The organism is Paucibacter sediminis (genome assembly GCF_030254645.1).
GTDB lineage: Bacteria > Pseudomonadota > Gammaproteobacteria > Burkholderiales > Burkholderiaceae_C > Paucibacter_B > Paucibacter_B sediminis.
In genome coordinates this window covers 809636-826912 of record NZ_CP116346.1, presented here as the reverse complement: position 1 = coordinate 826912, position 17277 = coordinate 809636, and the positions used below count along the sequence as shown (strand labels likewise).

The 17277-nt window shown below is 70.0% G+C and carries 17 protein-coding genes; 13 read left to right on the top strand and 4 right to left on the bottom strand.

The window, feature by feature from the left end; all coding sequences use genetic code 11:
- The gene (locus PFX98_RS03800) at positions 1 to 1284 is read left to right on the top strand and encodes a TRAP transporter large permease (RefSeq protein ID WP_285233849.1); all 1284 of its coding nucleotides are present in this window, start codon (positions 1 to 3) and stop codon (positions 1282 to 1284) included.
- Between the two features lie 19 nt (positions 1285 to 1303).
- The gene (locus PFX98_RS03795) at positions 1304 to 2317 is read left to right on the top strand and encodes an SRPBCC family protein (protein ID WP_285233848.1); all 1014 of its coding nucleotides are present in this window, start codon (positions 1304 to 1306) and stop codon (positions 2315 to 2317) included.
- On the opposite strand, the gene PFX98_RS03790 is transcribed toward PFX98_RS03795, so the two are convergent.
- Entirely contained in the window at positions 2300 to 3388 is a 1089-nt protein-coding gene (locus PFX98_RS03790) for a hypothetical protein (protein ID WP_285233847.1), read from the bottom strand. The genes PFX98_RS03795 and PFX98_RS03790 overlap by 18 nt on opposite strands.
- A 5-nt stretch (positions 3389 to 3393) precedes the next feature.
- Entirely contained in the window at positions 3394 to 3840 is a 447-nt protein-coding gene (locus PFX98_RS03785) for a hypothetical protein (protein WP_285233846.1), read from the bottom strand.
- 147 nt (positions 3841 to 3987) lie between these two features.
- On the opposite strand from PFX98_RS03785, the gene PFX98_RS03780 reads away from it, so the two are divergent.
- From PFX98_RS03780 to PFX98_RS03755, 6 genes are all read left to right on the top strand, one after another.
- The gene (locus PFX98_RS03780; protein WP_285233845.1) at positions 3988 to 6054 is read left to right on the top strand and encodes a TIGR03118 family protein; all 2067 of its coding nucleotides are present in this window, start codon (positions 3988 to 3990) and stop codon (positions 6052 to 6054) included.
- 37 nt (positions 6055 to 6091) lie between these two features.
- Positions 6092 to 6820: a TorF family putative porin gene (locus PFX98_RS03775; RefSeq protein ID WP_285233844.1), complete on the top strand. Its 729-nt coding sequence runs from the start codon at positions 6092 to 6094 to the stop codon at positions 6818 to 6820.
- An 83-nt stretch (positions 6821 to 6903) separates the two neighbouring features.
- A complete protein-coding gene (locus PFX98_RS03770; RefSeq protein ID WP_285233843.1) occupies positions 6904 to 7494 on the top strand; it encodes an RNA polymerase sigma factor in 591 nt (196 codons plus the stop codon).
- A 10-nt stretch (positions 7495 to 7504) separates the two neighbouring features.
- The gene (locus PFX98_RS03765; protein WP_285233842.1) at positions 7505 to 8209 is read left to right on the top strand and encodes an anti-sigma factor; all 705 of its coding nucleotides are present in this window, start codon (positions 7505 to 7507) and stop codon (positions 8207 to 8209) included.
- Positions 8206 to 9522 carry a S8 family peptidase gene (locus PFX98_RS03760; RefSeq protein ID WP_285233841.1) on the top strand — a complete coding sequence of 439 codons (1317 nt, stop codon included), beginning with the start codon at positions 8206 to 8208 and terminating at the stop codon, positions 9520 to 9522. The genes PFX98_RS03765 and PFX98_RS03760 overlap by 4 nt, the downstream gene beginning before the upstream one ends.
- 102 nt (positions 9523 to 9624) lie before the next feature.
- A complete protein-coding gene (locus PFX98_RS03755; protein ID WP_285233840.1) occupies positions 9625 to 9951 on the top strand; it encodes a c-type cytochrome in 327 nt (108 codons plus the stop codon).
- A gap of 9 nt (positions 9952 to 9960) precedes the next feature.
- Here PFX98_RS03755 and PFX98_RS03750 read toward each other — a convergent pair whose 3' ends face one another.
- Entirely contained in the window at positions 9961 to 10686 is a 726-nt protein-coding gene (locus tag PFX98_RS03750) for an AsmA family protein (protein WP_285233839.1), read from the bottom strand.
- 83 nt (positions 10687 to 10769) lie between these two features.
- Here PFX98_RS03750 and PFX98_RS03745 point away from each other — a divergent pair, with 83 nt between their 5' ends.
- From PFX98_RS03745 to PFX98_RS03730, 4 genes are all read left to right on the top strand, one after another.
- Positions 10770 to 11426 (top strand): ANTAR domain-containing response regulator, encoded by a 657-nt coding sequence (locus tag PFX98_RS03745; RefSeq protein ID WP_285233838.1) that lies wholly within the window; start codon positions 10770 to 10772, stop codon positions 11424 to 11426.
- Positions 11427 to 11655: 229 nt separating this feature from the next.
- A complete protein-coding gene (locus PFX98_RS03740) occupies positions 11656 to 12873 on the top strand; it encodes a CmpA/NrtA family ABC transporter substrate-binding protein (protein WP_285233837.1) in 1218 nt (405 codons plus the stop codon).
- A gap of 10 nt (positions 12874 to 12883) precedes the next feature.
- A complete protein-coding gene (gene ntrB, locus PFX98_RS03735) occupies positions 12884 to 13768 on the top strand; it encodes a nitrate ABC transporter permease (RefSeq protein WP_285233836.1) in 885 nt (294 codons plus the stop codon).
- A 3-nt stretch (positions 13769 to 13771) separates the two neighbouring features.
- Positions 13772 to 14575, top strand: a complete 804-nt coding sequence (locus PFX98_RS03730; RefSeq protein WP_285233835.1) for an ABC transporter ATP-binding protein — start codon at positions 13772 to 13774, stop codon at positions 14573 to 14575.
- On the opposite strand, the gene PFX98_RS03725 is transcribed toward PFX98_RS03730, so the two are convergent.
- The gene (locus PFX98_RS03725) at positions 14576 to 15823 is read right to left on the bottom strand and encodes a type IV pili methyl-accepting chemotaxis transducer N-terminal domain-containing protein (RefSeq protein ID WP_285233834.1); all 1248 of its coding nucleotides are present in this window, start codon (positions 15821 to 15823) and stop codon (positions 14576 to 14578) included.
- A 189-nt stretch (positions 15824 to 16012) separates the two neighbouring features.
- Between PFX98_RS03725 and PFX98_RS03720 the strand changes: the two genes are divergently transcribed.
- Positions 16013 to 17275, top strand: a complete 1263-nt coding sequence (locus PFX98_RS03720; RefSeq protein WP_285233833.1) for an MFS transporter — start codon at positions 16013 to 16015, stop codon at positions 17273 to 17275.
- Positions 17276 to 17277 lie beyond the last annotated feature (2 nt).

Below are 17277 nucleotides of genomic sequence, written 5' to 3'. Positions count from 1 at the left end.
ATGAACGCCGTCATCATCTTCGGGCTCTTGCTGGCCCTCATGCTCACCGGCATGCCGATCTCGATCTCGCTCGGTCTCACCGTGCTCACCTTCATCTTCACGATGACCCAGGTGCCGGTGGAGTCGGTGGCGATGAAGCTGTTCACCGGCATCGAGAAGTGGGAAATCATGGCCGTGCCCTTCTTCATCCTGGCCGGCAACTTCCTCACCCATGGCGGGGTGGCGAAACGCATGATCAACTTCGCCACCTCGATGGTGGGCCATTTCCACGGTGGCCTGGCGCTGGCCTCCATCCTGGCCTGCTCGATGTTCGCGCTGGTGTGCGGCTCCAGCGTGGCCACGGTGGTGGCGATCGGCTCCATCGTGCTGCCGGCCATGGTGGCGCATGGCTACCCGATGCGCTTCGGCGCCGGCGTCATCATCACCGCGGGTTCGCTGGGCATCCTGATGCTGCCCTCCATCCCCAAGGTGATCTACGCCATCTCCACCAACACCTCGATCGGCGCGCTGTTCGTGGCCGGCCTGCTGCCCGGCATCACGCTGGCGCTGATGCTGGCGGTGGTGACCTGGTACATCGCCCGCAAGAACAACTACCCGCGCATGGTGCGCGCCACCTGGGGCGAGCGCCTGCAGGCCTTCCGCAAGAGCGTGTGGGGCCTGATGCTGGTGGTCATCATCGTGGGCGGCATCTACTCCGGCATGTTCACCGCCACCGAGGCGGCGGCGATGGCGGCGGTGTATTCCTTCTTCGTCTCCATCTACGTCTACAAGGATCTGCGCCTCAAGGACGTGCCGCGCGTGCTGCTGGACTCGGCCAATATGTCGGCGATGCTGCTCTACATCATCACCAACGCGGTGCTGTTCTCCTTCGTGCTGGCCAACGAGAACATGCCGCACCGCCTGGCCGACTGGCTGCTGAGCATGGACCTGGGCCAGCACGGCTTCCTGTTCGTGGTCAACCTGATCCTGCTGGCGGCCGGCAACTTCATGGACCCCTCGTCCATCATCCTGATCATGGCTCCGATCTTCTTCCCGGCGGCGGTGCAACTGGGCGTGAACCCGGTGCACTTCGGCATCCTGATCGACGTCAACATGGAGGTGGGCCTGTGCCACCCGCCGGTCGGGCTCAACCTCTACGTGGCCTCGGGCATCTCCAAGCTCGGCATCACCGAGCTGACCAAGGCGGTGATGCCCTGGCTGCTGACCATGATCGTGTTCCTGGTGATCGTGACCTACTGGCCCTGGTTGACCCTGGTGCTACCCAAGGCCATGGGCATGATGTAGTGGGCGGGATGCATCCGGCATGACTGCACTGCTCTTCGTTCCCGCCTTCTGCATCGTCGCCCTGCTGGCCTATATGGGGCGCTTCAGCGGCCGGCTGCGCGTGGACGAGGTGCGCGTGCTGGCGGTGCCGCTGGAGACGCTGCGCGCCCAGCTGCTCGACTTCGCCCGCTGGCAGGCCTGGAACCCCTGGCTGGAACATGCGCGCGCGGCGCCCGTGCTGCTGAGCGGCACGGCCGGGCAGCCCGGCCATGCGCTGGCCTGGGAGCAGGGCGCGGCGGGCGTGGGCCGGCTCACGCTGACGCGGCTGCGCAAGAGCGATGGCGTCGACATGAGCCTGGCCTGCCTGGAACCCTTCAAGTTCCGCGCCCGCACGCGCTGGCAGCTCGAGGCGGTGCCGGGCGGCACGCGCGTGCACTGGTCGCTGCGCGGCCGCGTCGGTTTTAGCATGCGCGCCTTTGCCAAGACGGTGCAGGGCATGCTGGCGCTGGATCTGCGCCATGGCCTGAGTCGGCTGGCGGCGCAGCTCGAGCACCGGCCCGAGCAGGCCTACACGATCAGCTACCTGGGCGTGCGCGAGCTGCCGGCGCAGCGCTGCGCCTGCCGGCCCTACCGCGGGCCGCTGGCCGATCTGCCGGCCGCCGTGCCCGGCGTCGTTGCCGCCTTGCGTGCCGAGCTGCAGGCGGCGGGCCAGCCCGGCGACGGCCAGGCCCTGGCCGTCTACCTGCGCACCCAGATCAAGCAGCGCCGCACCGATTGCCGTATCGGCGTGCCTGGCGAGGCCGTCGGCGATCAGCTGCAGCATGAGATCCCCGCGCACCGCGCCTATGTGCTGCGGCTGCAGGGCCCGCTCGCCGCGCTCGAGACGGCCTGGTACCAGGGCATGCAGCGCCTGCGCATCGAGGCGCTGGAGCCCGATCTGCGCATCCCGCCCTTCGAGCGCTATCTGCGCGCGCCGCTGGATCCCGCCAGCGCGCACAACGAGGTCGAGCTCTACCTGCCGATGCGCGCCGCGCCCTCAGATAAAAGCGTGTAGCTCCAGGAAGATCAGCCGCCGGTGGTCCAGCGCGTTCTGCGGGATGCCCTGGTAGCGGCGCAGCCCGCCGCGCAGCTGCAGGAAGGGCAGGGGCGTGTACTCGTACACCAGGCTGAAGCGGGCCTTCTGGTCCTCGCGCACGTGGCGGTCGGGGTCGTAGCTCTCGGCGCTGAACTTCAGGTTGTGGCCGCGGCGCCAGCCCCAGTTGAGCTCGGCCAGGCCGGCCATCAGGCGGCGCCGGCCCTCCGGGTAGCCGTCGTCGGCAATCAGGTCCAGCTCGCCCAGCAGCACCAGCGGGCCGAACCGCCAGCCGCCGAAGCCGGCCAGCACGCTGCGATCGCCGGCCGCCGAGCTGAGCCGCACGCCGCCCAGGCCGATGCGGCCCTCGCTGCCCAGCCAGACCAGCTGGCCGGTCCATTGATGGCCCGCGTCCGTGCCGGCGTTGCCCGGCCCCTTGCTATAGGCCAGCTGGGCCGACCAGCCCGGCCGCTCCAGCCCCAGCTCGACGCCCTTGTCGGGCGTCGTCATGCCGATGCCGCTGACCTCGCGCACCAGGCTGCTGGCGTCCTGCAGGCGCCAGCCCAGCGGCAGGTAGAACTGCCCGGCCTTCAGATAGGCGCCCGCATGGCTGAGCCGCAGATAGGCTTCCTGCCGCTGCGCGGCGCCCGGCGCCAGCTGCTCGTCCAGAGAGACGCTCAGCCAGTCGGGTAGCAACAGCAGGTCGGCATAGAGACGCAACTGATCGAGGCCCTGGCGGCTCTGGCTGGCCTGCCCCGGCACGCTGATGCGCGACCAGCTGTCGCGCAGATCGGCCCCCAGCCGCAGGCGCGTGCCGATGCTGCCGCTCCAGTCGGGCCAGCTGTCCGGCAGTTCATGGGCGGCGAGCATCTTCTGGGCGAAGGCATTGCCCAGCGCGTTGCGCAGCCCGCCGCCGGTGGCGTTGACATGGCAGGCGCTGCAGGCCCAGCCCTGCCGCAGCGCCAGATAGGGTTCGGCGCGGGCCGGCCCGTGCAGTGCCGCCAGGGCCAGCAGGGCGAGCAGGGCCAGCGCCCGCAGCAGGATGCGCTTCATCGTCATCATGTTCCCCGTTGGGCGCCGTTCGCGATCCATTGCCGCAGCAGCGCCATGGTGTCGGCATCGAGATAGGGCCCGCCCAGCGGCATGCGCGCACCCACCGCGGCATGGCCCTCCAGCTTCTGGATCAGATAGCTGCGATCGGGGTCGCCGGGCGCCACCCGCAACACCCCGGGAGACTCGGTGCTGGCCACGCCCACCAGCATGGCGTAGCTGTTGGCGGCGTCCAGGCGCAGGCCCTGCGGCGCCGCGCCACCGGCATGGCAGACGCTGCAGATGGGCGTGAACACATGCTGCTGGATGGCGCCGAAGTCGGCGCTCAGCGGCCCGCCGCTGCCGCCGCCGGGCGTGAGCGGGCGGCCGTTGGCGTCCAGCCCTTCGCCGCTGCCGCCGCATGCCGCCAGCAGGGTCGCCAGCATCGTGGCCAGCGGCAGGGATCCTCTTGGCATGGGCAGCTCCTCGGCGTGATTGGCGGTAAGTGCCAGCTCGGCGGCCCCGGGGTTCAGTGCGCGCGCAAATGTTTTTGTTGCCGCAATGAACCCCGCAGGCGGCTGGCGGCACTTACCGCACCAAACATCATCGGCAGGAGCTCAGCGATGAACCTGAACATGCATGGCTCACTCATCCAGCCGCGGCCCTGGCAAGTACTCGGCCTGCTGCTGGCTTGCGGCCTCGCCGCTTGCGGAGGAGGAGGCGGCGGCGACAGCGGCATGCCGCCCCCACCGCCGCCCCCACCGCCACCACCCCCGCCCACGCTGACGTTGGCGGTGCAGCCCGGCAACATCGTGCTGGGGCAAAGCGCACAGCTCACATGGAAGTCCAGCGATGGCACCTCCTGCACCGCCAGTGGCGGCTGGTCGGGCACGGAGCCGGCCAGCGGCAGCCAGGCGGTCACGCCCAGCAGCGTCGGCGCCGTCGTCTACACGCTGATGTGCGCGGGCGCCGCCTACACCGGCAGCAGCACGCAGTCGGCCACCCTCACGGTGAGCGCGCCCAGCGCCTATTCGAACACCCTGCTGGTGGCGAATGCGGCGGGCGGCAACGCGCAGTCCGTCGACAGCCACCTCGTCAACCCCTGGGGCCTGGCGCTGGGGCCCACCTCGCCGATGTGGGTGGCGAATGCCGCCACCGCCAGCTCGACCATTTACGACGGCAATGGCAAGGCCCAACCGGTGGCGACGCCGCGCGTGGTGGCGCTGGCGCCCAGTGCCGGCGGGGCCGCCTTCAGCCCCACCGGCATGGTCTTCAACGGCAGCGCGGACTTCGTCGTCGCGGCCGCCGGCAAGTCGGCGCCGGCCGCCTTCATCTTCGCGGGCGAGGGCGGCATGATCGCCGGCTGGGCCGCGAGCGTGGACGGCACGCATGCGCTGACCATGTTTGCCGACACCGGCGGCGCGGTCTACAAGGGCCTTGCGATCGCCAGCAACGGCAGCGCCAACTTCCTCTACGCCGCCGATTTCGCCAAGGCCAAGGTCGATGTGTTCGACGCCAGCTACCAGAAGCAGGCGCCCAGCGCGGGCCGCTTTGCCTTCAGCGACGCCAATCTGCCGGCGGGCTATGCGCCCTTCGGCATCCAGGCGATCAAGAACGGCGCCGGCGGCAGCACCCAGCTCTATGTCAGCTATGCCAGGCAGGGCGCGGCCGGCAGCATCGACAACGTCAACGGTGCCGGCCTCGGCCTGGTGAATGTGTTCGATGCCAATGGCGTGTTCGTCAGGCGCCTGGTCGACGTCGGCGGCGCGCTCAATTCGCCCTGGGGCATGGCGCTGGCGCCGGCCGACTTCGGCACGCTCAGCAATGCCCTGCTGGTGGGCAATTTCGGTGACGGCCGCATCCATGCCTACGACCCCGCCAGCGGCACCTTCGTCGGCACCCTGGGCGACGCCGCGGGCGTGGCCTTCGCCCTGCCCGGGCTGTGGGGCCTCAGCTTCGGCAACGATGCCAGCAACCAGCCGCACAACACGCTGTTCTATGCCGCCGGCGTGAACGACGAGAGCGGCGGTGCCTATGGCCGCATCGACCTGGGCGCCACGCCGCCGGTGCTCAATGTGCCGCCGGTGGTGAGCCTGACGGTGCCCACCGGCAGCCTCGCCGGCACGGTGACGCTCAGTGCCACGGTGCAGGATGCGCTGCGCATCAGCAAGGTGGAGTTCTTCGCCAATGGCAGCCAGTCGCTGGGCGTGGCCACCAGCTCGCCCTACACGATCAGCTGGGACACCACCCTGATCGCCGATGGCAGCGCCGCCATCACCGCCACCGCCACCAATGTCAACAACGCGGTGGGCAGCTCGGCCGCGGTGAACGTGACGGTGGCCAACCACGCGCCGGCGGCGCCGACCCTGACGCAGCTCCAGCAACAGGTGTTCACGGCGCGGTGTTCCGGCTGTCACGATGGTTCGCAGCCGGCCGGCGGTGCCTTGCCCGGCTCGCAGAACCTGAGCGCCGGCAGCAGCTTCGCGGCGCTGGTGAACGTCGACAGCCTGGAGCAGCCGAGCCTGAAGCGCGTCAAGCCCGGCGACGCCGCCAACAGCTACCTGATACGCAAGCTGGAGGGCGGGCCCGGCATCAGCGGCGCGCGCATGCCCTTCGGCGGCCCTTATCTGGATGCCGCGACGATCGAGCAGATCAAGGCCTGGATCGCGGCCGGTGCGCCCAATAACTGAGCGCCCATAATCGGACCCGATGCTTTTGGGGCGCTGCATGGCCGTAGGGAGTTCTGCGCTGGGGGTGGGGCTGCTGGCACTGGCCGCCGTGCCGGCTGCCGCGCAGCCCTTGCTGGGCGGCTCACTGCTGCTCACCAACGAGAGCGTGTTCCGTGGCGTGCTGCAGGCGCGCGGCCGGCCCACCCTGCAGGCCGATCTGCATGCCGGCCTGCCCGGGGGCTGGTTCGCCGGCCTCTGGGCCTCGGCCGCGACGCGCGCGCCGTCCAACCTCAGCAACCATGAGCTCAATCTCTACGCCGGCCTGGGCCTGACGCTGCCGCGCGGCTGGGCCGCGGCGCTGCGCTATGTGCACTACCGCTATGCCGACGCGTCGGTCTATGGCCGGCCGGACGCCGACGAGCTCTCGGCCAGCCTGCGCTTCGAGGACCGCCTGAGCCTGAGCGTGGGGCTGGCGCCGAATGCCGGGCGCCGCGCCGACTACGGCCTGGTCCAGCGCCAGGCGACGCGCGCCTACGAGCTGGTGGCGCGGCAGCCGCTGGGCTGGACGCCGGCCGGCCCGCTGGCGCTGACCGCCTCGCTGGGCCATTACGACACCAGGGCGCTGCTGGGGGAGTCCTACCGCGCCTGGGATCTGGGCCTGGCCGCCCAGTTCGGGCGCGCCGAGCTGAGCCTGGCGCGCATCGACAGCAGCGCGGCGGCGCGCCGCTTGTTCGGCGTGAATGCCGCCCATGGGCGCTGGGCGCTCAGCGCCGCCTGGAAATTTTGAGGCGGGCGATTGAACCGTGGCGCGCCTGGCGGGTACTCATGGCGGGCGTTGCTGATGAGATGGCGGAGCAAGGAGGTCGGAGCGTGCATGTGCTGGGTGAACCCAAAGGCCTGATGCCGGAGCCCGGCGGCCTGGGGGCGGACGACGCCCATGACCTGGCCTTGCTGCGGCGCGTGGCGGCCGGCGAGCGCAGCGCGCTCGAGGAGCTCTACACCCGCTACCACCGCCGGCTGGCGCGCTTTCTGACGCGCGTGACCCTGCGCTACGAGCTGGCCGAGGAAATCATCAACGACACGCTCTGGATCGTCTGGCAGAGCGCCGGCGAGTTCCGCGCGGCGTCGCGCGTCTCCACCTGGATCGTCGGCATCGCCTATCGGCGCGCCCTCAAGACCATGCGCCATGCCAGCGTGCGCCCGCATGCGACGGCGCTGGACGAGCCGATCGAACAGGAGGACCCGGCCAGCGAGTTCGAGCGCCGCGAGCTGCTGGACCGCGCGCTCGCCACCCTGCCCCTGGAGCAGCGCCTGGTGCTGGAGCTGACCTATTACCTGGGCCACAGCTGCGAAGAGATTGCCGTCATCACCGACTGCCCGGTCAACACGGTGAAGACGCGCATGTTCCACGCGCGCCGCAAGCTGCGCCAATTGCTGCCGGATCTGTCGGGGCAGAAATGAGGATATCGCGATGAAGCAAGCCCGCGAAACCGCCACCTGCAGGAGCGAGCTGGCGCAGCTGCTGCCCTGGCATGTGAATGGCACGCTGCCGGAGGGCCAGGCCCGGCAGCTGACGGCCCATCTCGAGCAATGCCCGGCCTGCCGCCAGGAGCTGCGCGCGCAGCAGCAGTTGCGCGGCCTGATGCGCGCGCCGGTGCAGCTGGAGTACGCGCCACAGGCGGGCCTGCGCAAGCTGATGCAGCGCATCGATGCCGCGGCCAAAGCCGTGCATCCCGCCCGCGCGCCGGCGACCCAAAGGCCCTGGCTGGCCGGCCTGGCGGCGCTGCGCCGGCCGCGTGGCCTGGTGGCCTGGCTGAGCGCCGCGGTGCTGGTGCAGGCGCTGGCCCTGAGCCTCTTGCTGGGCCTGACGCTCTGGCGGCCCGATACGGCGGCGCTGGATGCCGCGCCGCGCTACCTGACGCTGAGCTCGCAGCCGGCCGGCGAGGCGCGCCTGCGCGTGCTGTTCGCGCCCAGCCTCAGCCTGGCGGAATTGCAGGGCCTGCTGCAGGCGCATCAGTTGGTGGCGGTGGCGGGGCCCTCCGAGGCCGGCCTGTTCACCCTGGCGCTGCGCGGCAGCCCGTCGTCCACGCCCGAGGCGCTGGCCGCGGTGCTGGCGCGCCTGCGTGCCGACCCGCGCGTGCGCTTTGCCGAGCCGCTGGCCGCGGCGCCGCGATGAGTGCGCGCCTGCTGCCGGCCCTGCTGGCCCTGCTGCTGGCGGCATGCGCTGCGCTGCGCCCGGCGCCACAGCTACCGATGCCGATGCCGATGCCGGAGGCCGTGCCGCTGGGCGAGGCGGTGCTGTCGCAGCCGGAGCGATATGTCGTCGTCACGGTGCACAACCTGGCGCTCAGCCCGCAGGGCTATGCCGGCTCCACACCGCGCGGCTATGCGGGTGCCGGCGCCTACCGGGCCAGCAGCAGTGCGCTCGCGCTGGCGCGTGGCATTGCCGGCAGCCATGGCTTGCGCGAGGTGGCGGCCTGGCCGATCGAGCTGCTGGGCCTGCATTGCCTGGTGTACGAAATTCCCGCGGGCGCGCAGCGCGAGCAGGTGCTGGCCGCGCTGCAGCGCGATGCGCGCGTGGAGTCCGCCCAGCCCCTGGCCGGCCATGCGCTGCGTGGCGCGGACTACAACGACCCCTATGCCGCCCTGCAGCGCAATCTGCAGGACATGGGGGTGGCCGCCGCGCAGCGCTGGTCGCGCGGCGAGGGCGTGCGCATCGCGGTGGTCGACACTGGGGTGGACCTGGCCCATCCCGACCTGGGCCGTCGGCTGGTCGCCGCCGATCTGGTGGCCGATGGGCGTGCGCCCGCCGAGGTGCATGGCACGGCGGTGGCCGGCGTGATCGCGGCGCAGCCCAACAACGGCATCGGCATTGCCGGCATCGCCCCCGACGCCCGGCTGCTGAGCCTGCGCGGCTGCTGGGTCAACGGCGCCGGCCAGGGGCAGTGCAACAGCTTCACGCTGGCGCAGGCCCTGATCGCCGCGCTGCATGCCAAGGCCGACATCGTCAATCTCAGCCTCGGCGGGCCGGACGACGCGCTGCTGCGGCGCATCGTCGAGCGCGGCCTGCAGCATGGCACGGTGTTTGTCGGCGCGGTGCCGCCCAGCGGTCGGCGCGAGGGCTTCCCGACCGGCATTGCCGGCGTCATCGCGATCGACGCGCTCGAGCATGGCCGCGACCCGGCGCCAGGCGTGCTGTATGCGCCGGGCGTCGATGTCTTCACGCTCGCGCCGGGCGGCCATTACGACGCGATCTCGGGCAGCTCGATCGCGGCCGCCCAGGTCAGCGGTATTGCCGCCCTGCTGCTGGCGCGCCGACCCGGCCTGGCCGCACCCGAACTCGAGCGCCTGCTGCGCCAGTCCATGCCCGCCGCCACCGCCGCGGGGCGGCGGCCGGTGCATGCCTGCGCGGCGCTGCGCAGCCTGCTCGCCCAGGGCGCCCAGGGGCACTGCCCCGAGCTCGACGCCGCCGTCGCCGGCGGGCACTGAAGCGCGGCGGCGCTGCCGCCCGCCATGCCTTGATCTCCCGCAATGCTGAAGCTTGGCAGACGCCTAAGGTCTAGACAGACCCTGGGTGAACGGAGGTTTGCTATGAAGACATCTCTGCGTTTCGCGGCCCTCATGCTGCTGGTTCTGCCCGGCGCGGTCATGGCCAACGAGAAGCTCGTGCAGGACAAGCAGTGCATGGGCTGCCATGCCCTCAAGGAGGACGGCGCCGCGCCCTCGTTCCAGAAGATCGCCAAGTTCTGGAAGGGCAAGGGCAATGCCGAGGTGGCGATGGTGGCCACCATACGCAAGGGCAGCGCCGCCACCGGCGGGCCGCACTGGAACAAGGCCACCATGCCCGACCAGAGCGAGCGCCCCCTGGTGAGCGAGGCCGAGGCGCGGCAGATCGCGAAGTGGATCCTCAAGCAGTGAGCTGCGGCCTTACTTGAACAGGCCCTTCACCGCCCGGCCCACGCTCTCCAGCCCCGACTCGGTGGACTTCAGCAGCTTGTCGAAGCTGATGGAGGCGCGCAGCTGCCGATTGATGGCCTGGGCGATCACCTGGCCCAGTTCGTCGGCCGTCAGCCCGCCCTGGGCCTTGCCGATGTCGCGCAGGCTGATGTCGGGCAGGGCGATGGAGACGGTGTTGCCCTGCAGGAAGCCGGCGCTCACCTGGGCACGCGCCTTGCGCAGCGCAAAGCTCTCGACGATGAAGCGTTTGCCTGGCTTGCCATCCCTGGCGGGCGCGCCGCCGCTCGCACCCAGCTGCTGCGCGATATTCGCCTGCAGCGCATCGAAGTTGGTGCGGCCGCCGGCCTTCTCGTAGATCAAGTCGGGGGCGATCAGCTCGATCTGCCGTATCAGCACCACCTCGCGGGTCAGCGAGGCCAGGTCCACGGCGATCGCGATCTGCTCGACGCGCAGCGCGTGGGCGGTCTTGAAGCCGGCCGGGTTGCCGATGCTGAGCTCCCGCAACACCCCCAGGCCGTCGCCGGCGCTGAGCTTGACGGCGCCCAGCCGCACCGGCGCCTGCGTCATCTGGCTGCCATAGCCGACGATGGCGTCGCGCACCAGGCGGTCGAGATTGCCGCGCAGCCAGAACAGGCCGGCGGCGCCGAGGGCCAGCAGCAAGCACAGGGCGACCAGGGCCAGGGAGCGCGGTTTCATGGTGCGGAGTTCGTCGTCGGGAGCAGGGAGGGAGGCCGATTGTCCGGCAGCGCGGCATGGAAGTTGCGTGAGCGCAGCCCCACATGTCGCTGCCCACGCCGCCATCGCCGCACCCCGATCCCCGCGCCGCCACCCCCGGCCTGCGCGTGCTGCTGATCGACGACGGCGCCAACCGCGTGCAGCTGATCCGCGAGGAGCTCACGCGCCAGGGCTGCGAGGTGGTGGGCGTGATCGAGCAGGCCACCCTGATCCATGACTGCGTGCTGCGCCTCAAGCCCGATGTGGTGATCGTCGACAGCGAATCGCCCACGCGCGACACGGTGGAAAACCTGGCGGCCCTGCACGAACGCATGCCAAGGCCCGTGGTGGTGTTCTCCGAGGATGCCAGCGACGACCCGATGCGCCGCGCCCTCAAGGCCGGTGTGAGCGCCTATGTGGTGGCGGGCCTGCAGGCCGAGCGCCTGGCGCCGGTGCTGCAGGTGGCGATCGCGCGCTTCGAGCAAGACCTGGCCCTGCGCCAGGAGCTGGGCCGCGCCCAGGCCCAGCTGGCCGGCCGCAAGAGCGTGGAGCGGGCCAAGGGCATCCTGATGCAGGAGCTGGGCCTGGACGAAGACGCGGCCTACAAGCGCCTGCGCCGCCTGGCCATGGACCGCGGCGAGCCGCTGGCCGAGGTGGCCGACCGCATCATCGAGGCGCAGGCCCTGCTGCGTCCGCACCAAATCGGGGTGCGCGGCGGCTGATTCCGCCTTGCAAGCGTGCATGGCGGCGCCGGCGCAAGGCAGCAAGGGCTGGCACGGCTCCTGCTAAACAAGGTTGAGGCCGCAACGGCGCGGGCTCAGCTGAAATCTGGACAAAGGCGTCCGACCCCTGGTGCTTGCCCCTGCAAGCGCTGGATGGTCGTGGCGCCTTTTTGTTTTTCCGTGGCCTTGTTTGGAGATGTCAATGAGCGAGAAGCGCAAGGAGGGTTTGATGAGCGAAGACCGTCGCAAGCTGCTGGCCGGCGCCGCCGGTGCTGCCGTGGGTGCGCTGCACCCCACGGTCTGGGCCGCCGGCTCCGACAAGCCCGAGAAGGAGGAGGTGCGCATCGGCTTCATCCCGCTGACCGATTGCGCCAGCGTGGTGATGGCCGCGGTGCTGGGCTTCGACAAGAAGTACGGCATCAAGATCATCCCCACCAAGGAGGCCTCCTGGGCCGGCGTGCGCGACAAGCTGGTGAACGGCGAACTCGACATGGCCCATGTGCTCTACGGCCTGATCTATGGCGTGCATCTGGGCATTGCCGGCCCCAAGAAGGACATGGCCGTGCTGATGACGCTCAACAACAATGGCCAGGCCATCACGCTGTCGAAGAAGCTGGCCGACAAGGGTGCCATCGATGGCGCCTCGCTGGCCAAGCTGATGGCGGCCGAGAAGCGCGAGTACACCTTTGCGCAGACCTTCCCCACCGGCACGCATGCGATGTGGCTCAACTACTGGCTGGCCGCACATGGCGTGAACCCGGTCAGGGACGCCAAGGTCATCACCGTGCCCCCGCCGCAAATGGTGGCGAACATGCGCGTCGGCAATATGGACGGCTACTGCGTCGGCGAGCCCTGGAACCACCGCGCCATCATGGACGGCATCGGCATCACCGCGGTGACGACCCAGGACGTCTGGAAGGACCATCCCGAAAAGGTGCTGGGCACGACGGGCGAGTTCGCCAAGAAGTACCCCAACACCGCGCGCGCCGTCATCATGGCCGTGCTGGAGGCGGGCCGCTGGATCGATGCCGGCCTGCAGAACAAGCTCAAGATGGCCGACGTGATTGCCGACAAGGCCTATGTCAACACCGGCGTCGATGCGATCAACCAGCGCATCCTGGGCCGTTACCAGAACGGCCTGGGCAAGACCTGGGACGACCCCAACCACATGAAGTTCTTCAACGACGGGGCGGTGACCTTTCCCTACCTCAGCGACGGCATGTGGTTCCTCACCCAGCACAAGCGCTGGGGCCTGCTGAAGGAGCATCCCGACTACCTGGGCGTGGCCAGGCAGATCAACCAGATCGAGCTCTACAAGCAGGCGGCGGCGCAGCTGAACATCAGCGTGCCCAAGGAGCCGATGCGCAGCAGCAAGTTCATCGACGGCCTGGTGTGGGATGGCAAGGACCCTGCCAAGTACGCCGATGCCTTCAAAGTCAAAGCCTGAGGAGGGCGCCATGGTCTCCGCTGTCTTTCATGATCCGCTCGCGGCCACCCGCGAGGACGCCGCGCCGGCCAAGCCGGTGGCCAGGGCGCCGCTCCCCGCCCGGCCCGCCAGGCCGCCCTTCGACTGGCGCGCCCTCTGGATGCGCGTGCTGCCGCCGGTGCTGGGCCTGGCCCTGCTGGTGGGGGTGTGGGGCTTGCTGACGCAAAAAGGCGGCAGCTTTCCCACCCCGGCCCTCACCTTCGATGCCGCCCTCAAGCTGTTTGCCGACCCGTTCTACCGCAACGGCCCGAACGATCAGGGCATAGGCTGGAACATCCTGGCCTCGCTGCAGCGCGTGGGCCTGGGCTTCGGCCTGGCCGCCGCGGTGGGCATCCCTTTGGGCTTCATCATCGGCCGCTTCGAGTTCGCCAGCCGCATGGTCTCGCCGCTCATCAGCCTGCTCAAGCCGGTCTCGCCGCTGGCCTGGCTGCCGATCGGCCTGCTGGTGTTCAAGAGCGCCAATCCGGCCGCGATCTGGACCATCTTCATCTGCTCGATCTGGCCCATGGTGGTGAACACCGCGGTGGGCGTGCAGCGCGTGCCGGCCGACTACCTGAATGTGGCCCGCGTGCTCAAGCTCAGCGAATGGAAGGTCATCACCCGCATCCTGCTGCCCGCCGTGCTGCCCTATGTGCTGACCGGCGTGCGCCTCTCGGTGGGCACGGCCTGGCTGGTGATCGTGGCGGCCGAGATGCTGACCGGCGGGGTGGGCATCGGCTTCTGGGTCTGGGACGAGTGGAACAACCTCAATGTCCAGCACATCATCATCGCCATCTTCGTGATCGGCATCGTCGGCCTGCTGCTCGAATGGGCCCTGATCGCCGTCGCCAAACGCTTCAGCTTCGAGGAGGAGTGAATCATGAGCCAGCGAGCTTTCATCGAGGTGCAGAACGTCGAGATGCGCTTCAACACCCGCAAGGGCTCCTTCCACGCGCTGCAGCAGATCGAGCTGCAGGTGCAGCGCGGCGAGTTCATCACCCTGATCGGCCACTCGGGGTGCGGCAAGAGCACCTTGCTGAACCTGATCGCCGGCCTGCTGCGCCCCACCAGCGGCGTGCTGCTGTGCGACAACCGCGAGATCGCCGAGCCCGGCCCCGAGCGCGCGGTGGTGTTCCAGAACCATTCGCTGCTGCCCTGGCTGAGCTGTTTCGACAATGTGCTGCTGGCGGTGGAATCGGTGTTCGGCGCGCGCGAACTCAAGCGCCAGTTGATGCAGCGTACCGAGGATGCGCTCGAGCTGGTGGGCATGGGCCACGCCATGTTCAAGCGCCCGCACGAGATCTCGGGTGGCATGAAGCAGCGCGTGGGCATCGCGCGCGCGCTCGCGATGGAGCCCAAGGTGCTCCTGATGGACGAGCCCTTTGGCGCGCTGGACGCGCTGACGCGCGCGCATCTGCAGGACGAGCTCCTGAAGATCGTCGCGCGCACCCGCAGCACGGTGGTGATGGTGACGCACGATGTCGACGAGGCGGTGCTGCTCTCGGACCGCATCGTGATGATGAGCAACGGCCCCGCCGCCAGCATCGGCGAGATCTATGCGGTGGACCTGCCGCGCCCGCGCGAACGCGTGGCCCTGGCCGAGGACGCGCGCTATGTCGCGGCGCGCAAGGCGGTGATCGATTTTCTCTACACGCGGCATCGCCGCGTCGAGAACGCCGCCTGATCAGGCCAGGAGGGTCTGCAGGCTCTGCTGGTATTGCGCGGTCAGCGCGTCGAGCTGGCTCAACAGCAGCTCGCTGCTGCGCGCCAGGCCGGCGGCGGCCTCGGGCCCCTGGGTCTCGCGCAGGCTGCGCAGCAGGCGCAGCCATTCCTCGCGCACCTCGGCCAGCAGCGCGCGGATCTCGGCATTGCTGAGCGGCGCTGCCTCCAGCTCCAGCAGGCCGGCCTCGAACTCGCTCAAGCCCGCGCCCAGCAGGGTCGGGTCTTGCCCGTTCAGGAGATCGGCCAGCAAGGCCTGCTTGGCCAGGCGCTGGCTCAGCATGCGCTGGCGGCCGCACAGATTCACCAGGCGCAGCGGCTGCTGCGCGCCCGCCGCCACCACCGTCGCGGTGAGCTGCTCGGAGCGCTGCAGGAGTGTCTGGGCGGCGGCCTCGGCGCGCCGCAGCACATCGGCCGTGGGCTTGCCCACCAGCAGGCCGCGCAGGGCCTGCCAGGCCTGTTGCAAGCCGCCCAGCGCCGGCCCATGCTCGGCGCCCAGCAGGGCCGGCAGGCGCGCCAGATTGGCATCCACGCGGGCGGCGGATTCGTCCTGCAAGGCCTTGGCGCGGCGCGCCTCGATGCCGGCGGCGCGTTGCGCCATCAGCTTCACCAGGCGCTGCGAGAGCATGCGCTGCTGGCCGGCCAGGTTCACCGCCTCGGCCAGCTGCGCCGCCTGCACCACCGAGCGCGCCACCTGGCCCAGGCGCAGGTGGGCTTGCATGGCGGTCTCGCGCAGCAGGCGGAAGGCGCTGTCCTCGTCGATCTCGCGCGCTGCCATCAGCAGGCCCTTGGCGCGCTCGGTCCACTTGCGCTCGTCCAGCTGGGTTTGAAGGGCTTCCAGGCGGCGCGCCTGCCAGCCCGCCCAGCGTAGCTGGCGCAGCAGCTCGGCGGGTGGCGGCGGCGCGGCCAGCCAGACCTGCAGGCCCAGGGCCAGGCCGCGTTGCTGCTGCTCCGCGCTGCTCGCCGCGGCGATGCAGACGCCGGGCAGGGGGGGGCTCAGCCCCGCCAGGGCTTCCAGCCACGGGTCGAGTTCGGCCGCGCTGGCGGCGCACAGCAGCAAGGCGGTTCTGGGCTGTTCCTGTGCGTGCTGCACCAAAGCGTGGCGCTCGCGGCAGATCTGCACGCCGCAGCCCAGCGCACGCAAGGCCTCCGCCAAGCCTTCATCGGGCGGGTTCAGCAGGAGCAGATGGCTGGGCAGATCGGGCTCGGACATGGGGCGCCAGCATAAGGCAAGGCTGGCCCCGCCCGCCCTTGGCACGGCGCTTGCAAGTACCCAGGCGTGGCGCAATGGCGCGCCGCGGTTTTTTTCTCACAGCTTCCTTTTTCAAGGCCTCGACGAGCCCGGTGCTCGACGCGGCCTTTTGGCGTTCTTCTTCTGTCCCTCAACCTGGCGATCCGCAGCATGTCCAGCTTCAAGACCTTTGTGCGCTCCGGTCATTGGCCCACCCTGCTGGCCTCGTTCCTGTACTTCGACTTCTGCTTTGCGGTCTGGGTGCTGAACGGTGCCATGGCGCCCTTCATCAGCGAGAGCTTCGGGCTCAATGCCGCGCAGAAGGGCTTCATGATTTCGGTGCCGATCCTGGCCGGCGCGCTGATGCGCTTTCCGCTGGGCGTGCTCTCGCAATACATCGGCCGCAAGAACGCGGCGATGGTGGAGATGAGCCTGATCGTCGCCGCCCTGGCCTTCGGCTACACCATGGTGGACAGCTACAACGAGGTGCTGCTGATGGGCGTGCTCTTGGGCATTGCCGGCGCCAGCTTCGGCGTGGCGCTGTCGCTGGGCAGCGGCTGGTTCCCGCCGCGCTACAAGGGCCTGGCCATGGGCCTGGCGGGCGCGGGCAATTCGGGCACGGTGCTGGCCGTGCTGTTCGCGCCGCCGCTGGCCACCGCCTATGGCTGGCAGGCCGTCTACGGCCTGGCCGCCTTGACCATGCTGCTGCCGATGGCGGTGATGTGGTTCGCCGCCAAGGAGCCGCCGGACCGCGAGCACCAGAGCCTGCGCGAGCACCTGGCCTGCCTGTGGGAGAAGGACGGCTGGGCCTTCAGCCTGATCTACATCGTCACCTTCGGCGGCTTCATCGGCCTCGCCAGCTTCCTGCCCACCTATTTCTACGACCAGTTCAAGGTCACCAAGATCGAGGCCGGCCAGCTCACCATGCTGGCCACCCTGATGGGCTCGGCGGTGCGCGTGGCGGGCGGCTATATCTCGGACCGCATCGGCGGCGTCAACACCCTCAGCGGCGTGCTGCTGCTGGTGGCGGGCAGCCTGCTGCTGTGCGGGCTCAGCGGCCAGTCGGTGGCGGTGACGACCCTGCTCTTCATGCTGTGCTTTGCCGCCCTCGGCGCCGGCAATGGCGCGCTGTTCCAGCTGGTGCCGCTGCGCTGGCCGCTCAGCACCGCGGTGGCGGGCTCGATGATCGGCGAGATCGGGGCGCTGGGTGGCGGTTTCTTGCCCAATGCCATGGGCCTGTCCAAGCAGCATGTCGGCAGCTATCTGTGGGGTTTCGTCGCCTTCGCTGTCCTTGCGCTGGCGATGCTGGCGATGCTGCGCGTGGTGCAGATCCGCTGGACGCGCACCTGGGCCGAGCGCGGCGGCCGGGCCCGGCCCGCTGGGCCCGCGCCACGGGCCGCGAAGCCTACCGGCAAGGCCAGCTATGAGGCCTGATC

What these genes read in the sequence shown, in the direction of transcription:
- ntrB (WP_285233836.1), top strand. Translation starts at nt 12,884, where the DNA reads ATGGTCTCCGCTGTCTTTCATGATCCGCTCGCGGCCACCCGCGAGGAC.
- PFX98_RS03760 (WP_285233841.1), top strand. Translation starts at nt 8,206, where the DNA reads ATGAGTGCGCGCCTGCTGCCGGCCCTGCTGGCCCTGCTGCTGGCGGCA.
- PFX98_RS03785 (WP_285233846.1), bottom strand. Translation starts at nt 3,840, where the DNA reads ATGCCAAGAGGATCCCTGCCGCTGGCCACGATGCTGGCGACCCTGCTG.
- PFX98_RS03725 (WP_285233834.1), bottom strand. Translation starts at nt 15,823, where the DNA reads ATGTCCGAGCCCGATCTGCCCAGCCATCTGCTCCTGCTGAACCCGCCC.
- PFX98_RS03790 (WP_285233847.1), bottom strand. Translation starts at nt 3,388, where the DNA reads ATGAAGCGCATCCTGCTGCGGGCGCTGGCCCTGCTCGCCCTGCTGGCC.
- PFX98_RS03755 (WP_285233840.1), top strand. Translation starts at nt 9,625, where the DNA reads ATGAAGACATCTCTGCGTTTCGCGGCCCTCATGCTGCTGGTTCTGCCC.
- PFX98_RS03775 (WP_285233844.1), top strand. Translation starts at nt 6,092, where the DNA reads ATGGCCGTAGGGAGTTCTGCGCTGGGGGTGGGGCTGCTGGCACTGGCC.
- PFX98_RS03800 (WP_285233849.1), top strand. Translation starts at nt 1, where the DNA reads ATGAACGCCGTCATCATCTTCGGGCTCTTGCTGGCCCTCATGCTCACC.
- PFX98_RS03780 (WP_285233845.1), top strand. Translation starts at nt 3,988, where the DNA reads ATGAACCTGAACATGCATGGCTCACTCATCCAGCCGCGGCCCTGGCAA.
- PFX98_RS03750 (WP_285233839.1), bottom strand. Translation starts at nt 10,686, where the DNA reads ATGAAACCGCGCTCCCTGGCCCTGGTCGCCCTGTGCTTGCTGCTGGCC.
- PFX98_RS03765 (WP_285233842.1), top strand. Translation starts at nt 7,505, where the DNA reads ATGAAGCAAGCCCGCGAAACCGCCACCTGCAGGAGCGAGCTGGCGCAG.
- PFX98_RS03795 (WP_285233848.1), top strand. Translation starts at nt 1,304, where the DNA reads ATGACTGCACTGCTCTTCGTTCCCGCCTTCTGCATCGTCGCCCTGCTG.
- PFX98_RS03745 (WP_285233838.1), top strand. Translation starts at nt 10,770, where the DNA reads ATGTCGCTGCCCACGCCGCCATCGCCGCACCCCGATCCCCGCGCCGCC.
- PFX98_RS03730 (WP_285233835.1), top strand. Translation starts at nt 13,772, where the DNA reads ATGAGCCAGCGAGCTTTCATCGAGGTGCAGAACGTCGAGATGCGCTTC.
- PFX98_RS03720 (WP_285233833.1), top strand. Translation starts at nt 16,013, where the DNA reads ATGTCCAGCTTCAAGACCTTTGTGCGCTCCGGTCATTGGCCCACCCTG.
- PFX98_RS03740 (WP_285233837.1), top strand. Translation starts at nt 11,656, where the DNA reads ATGAGCGAAGACCGTCGCAAGCTGCTGGCCGGCGCCGCCGGTGCTGCC.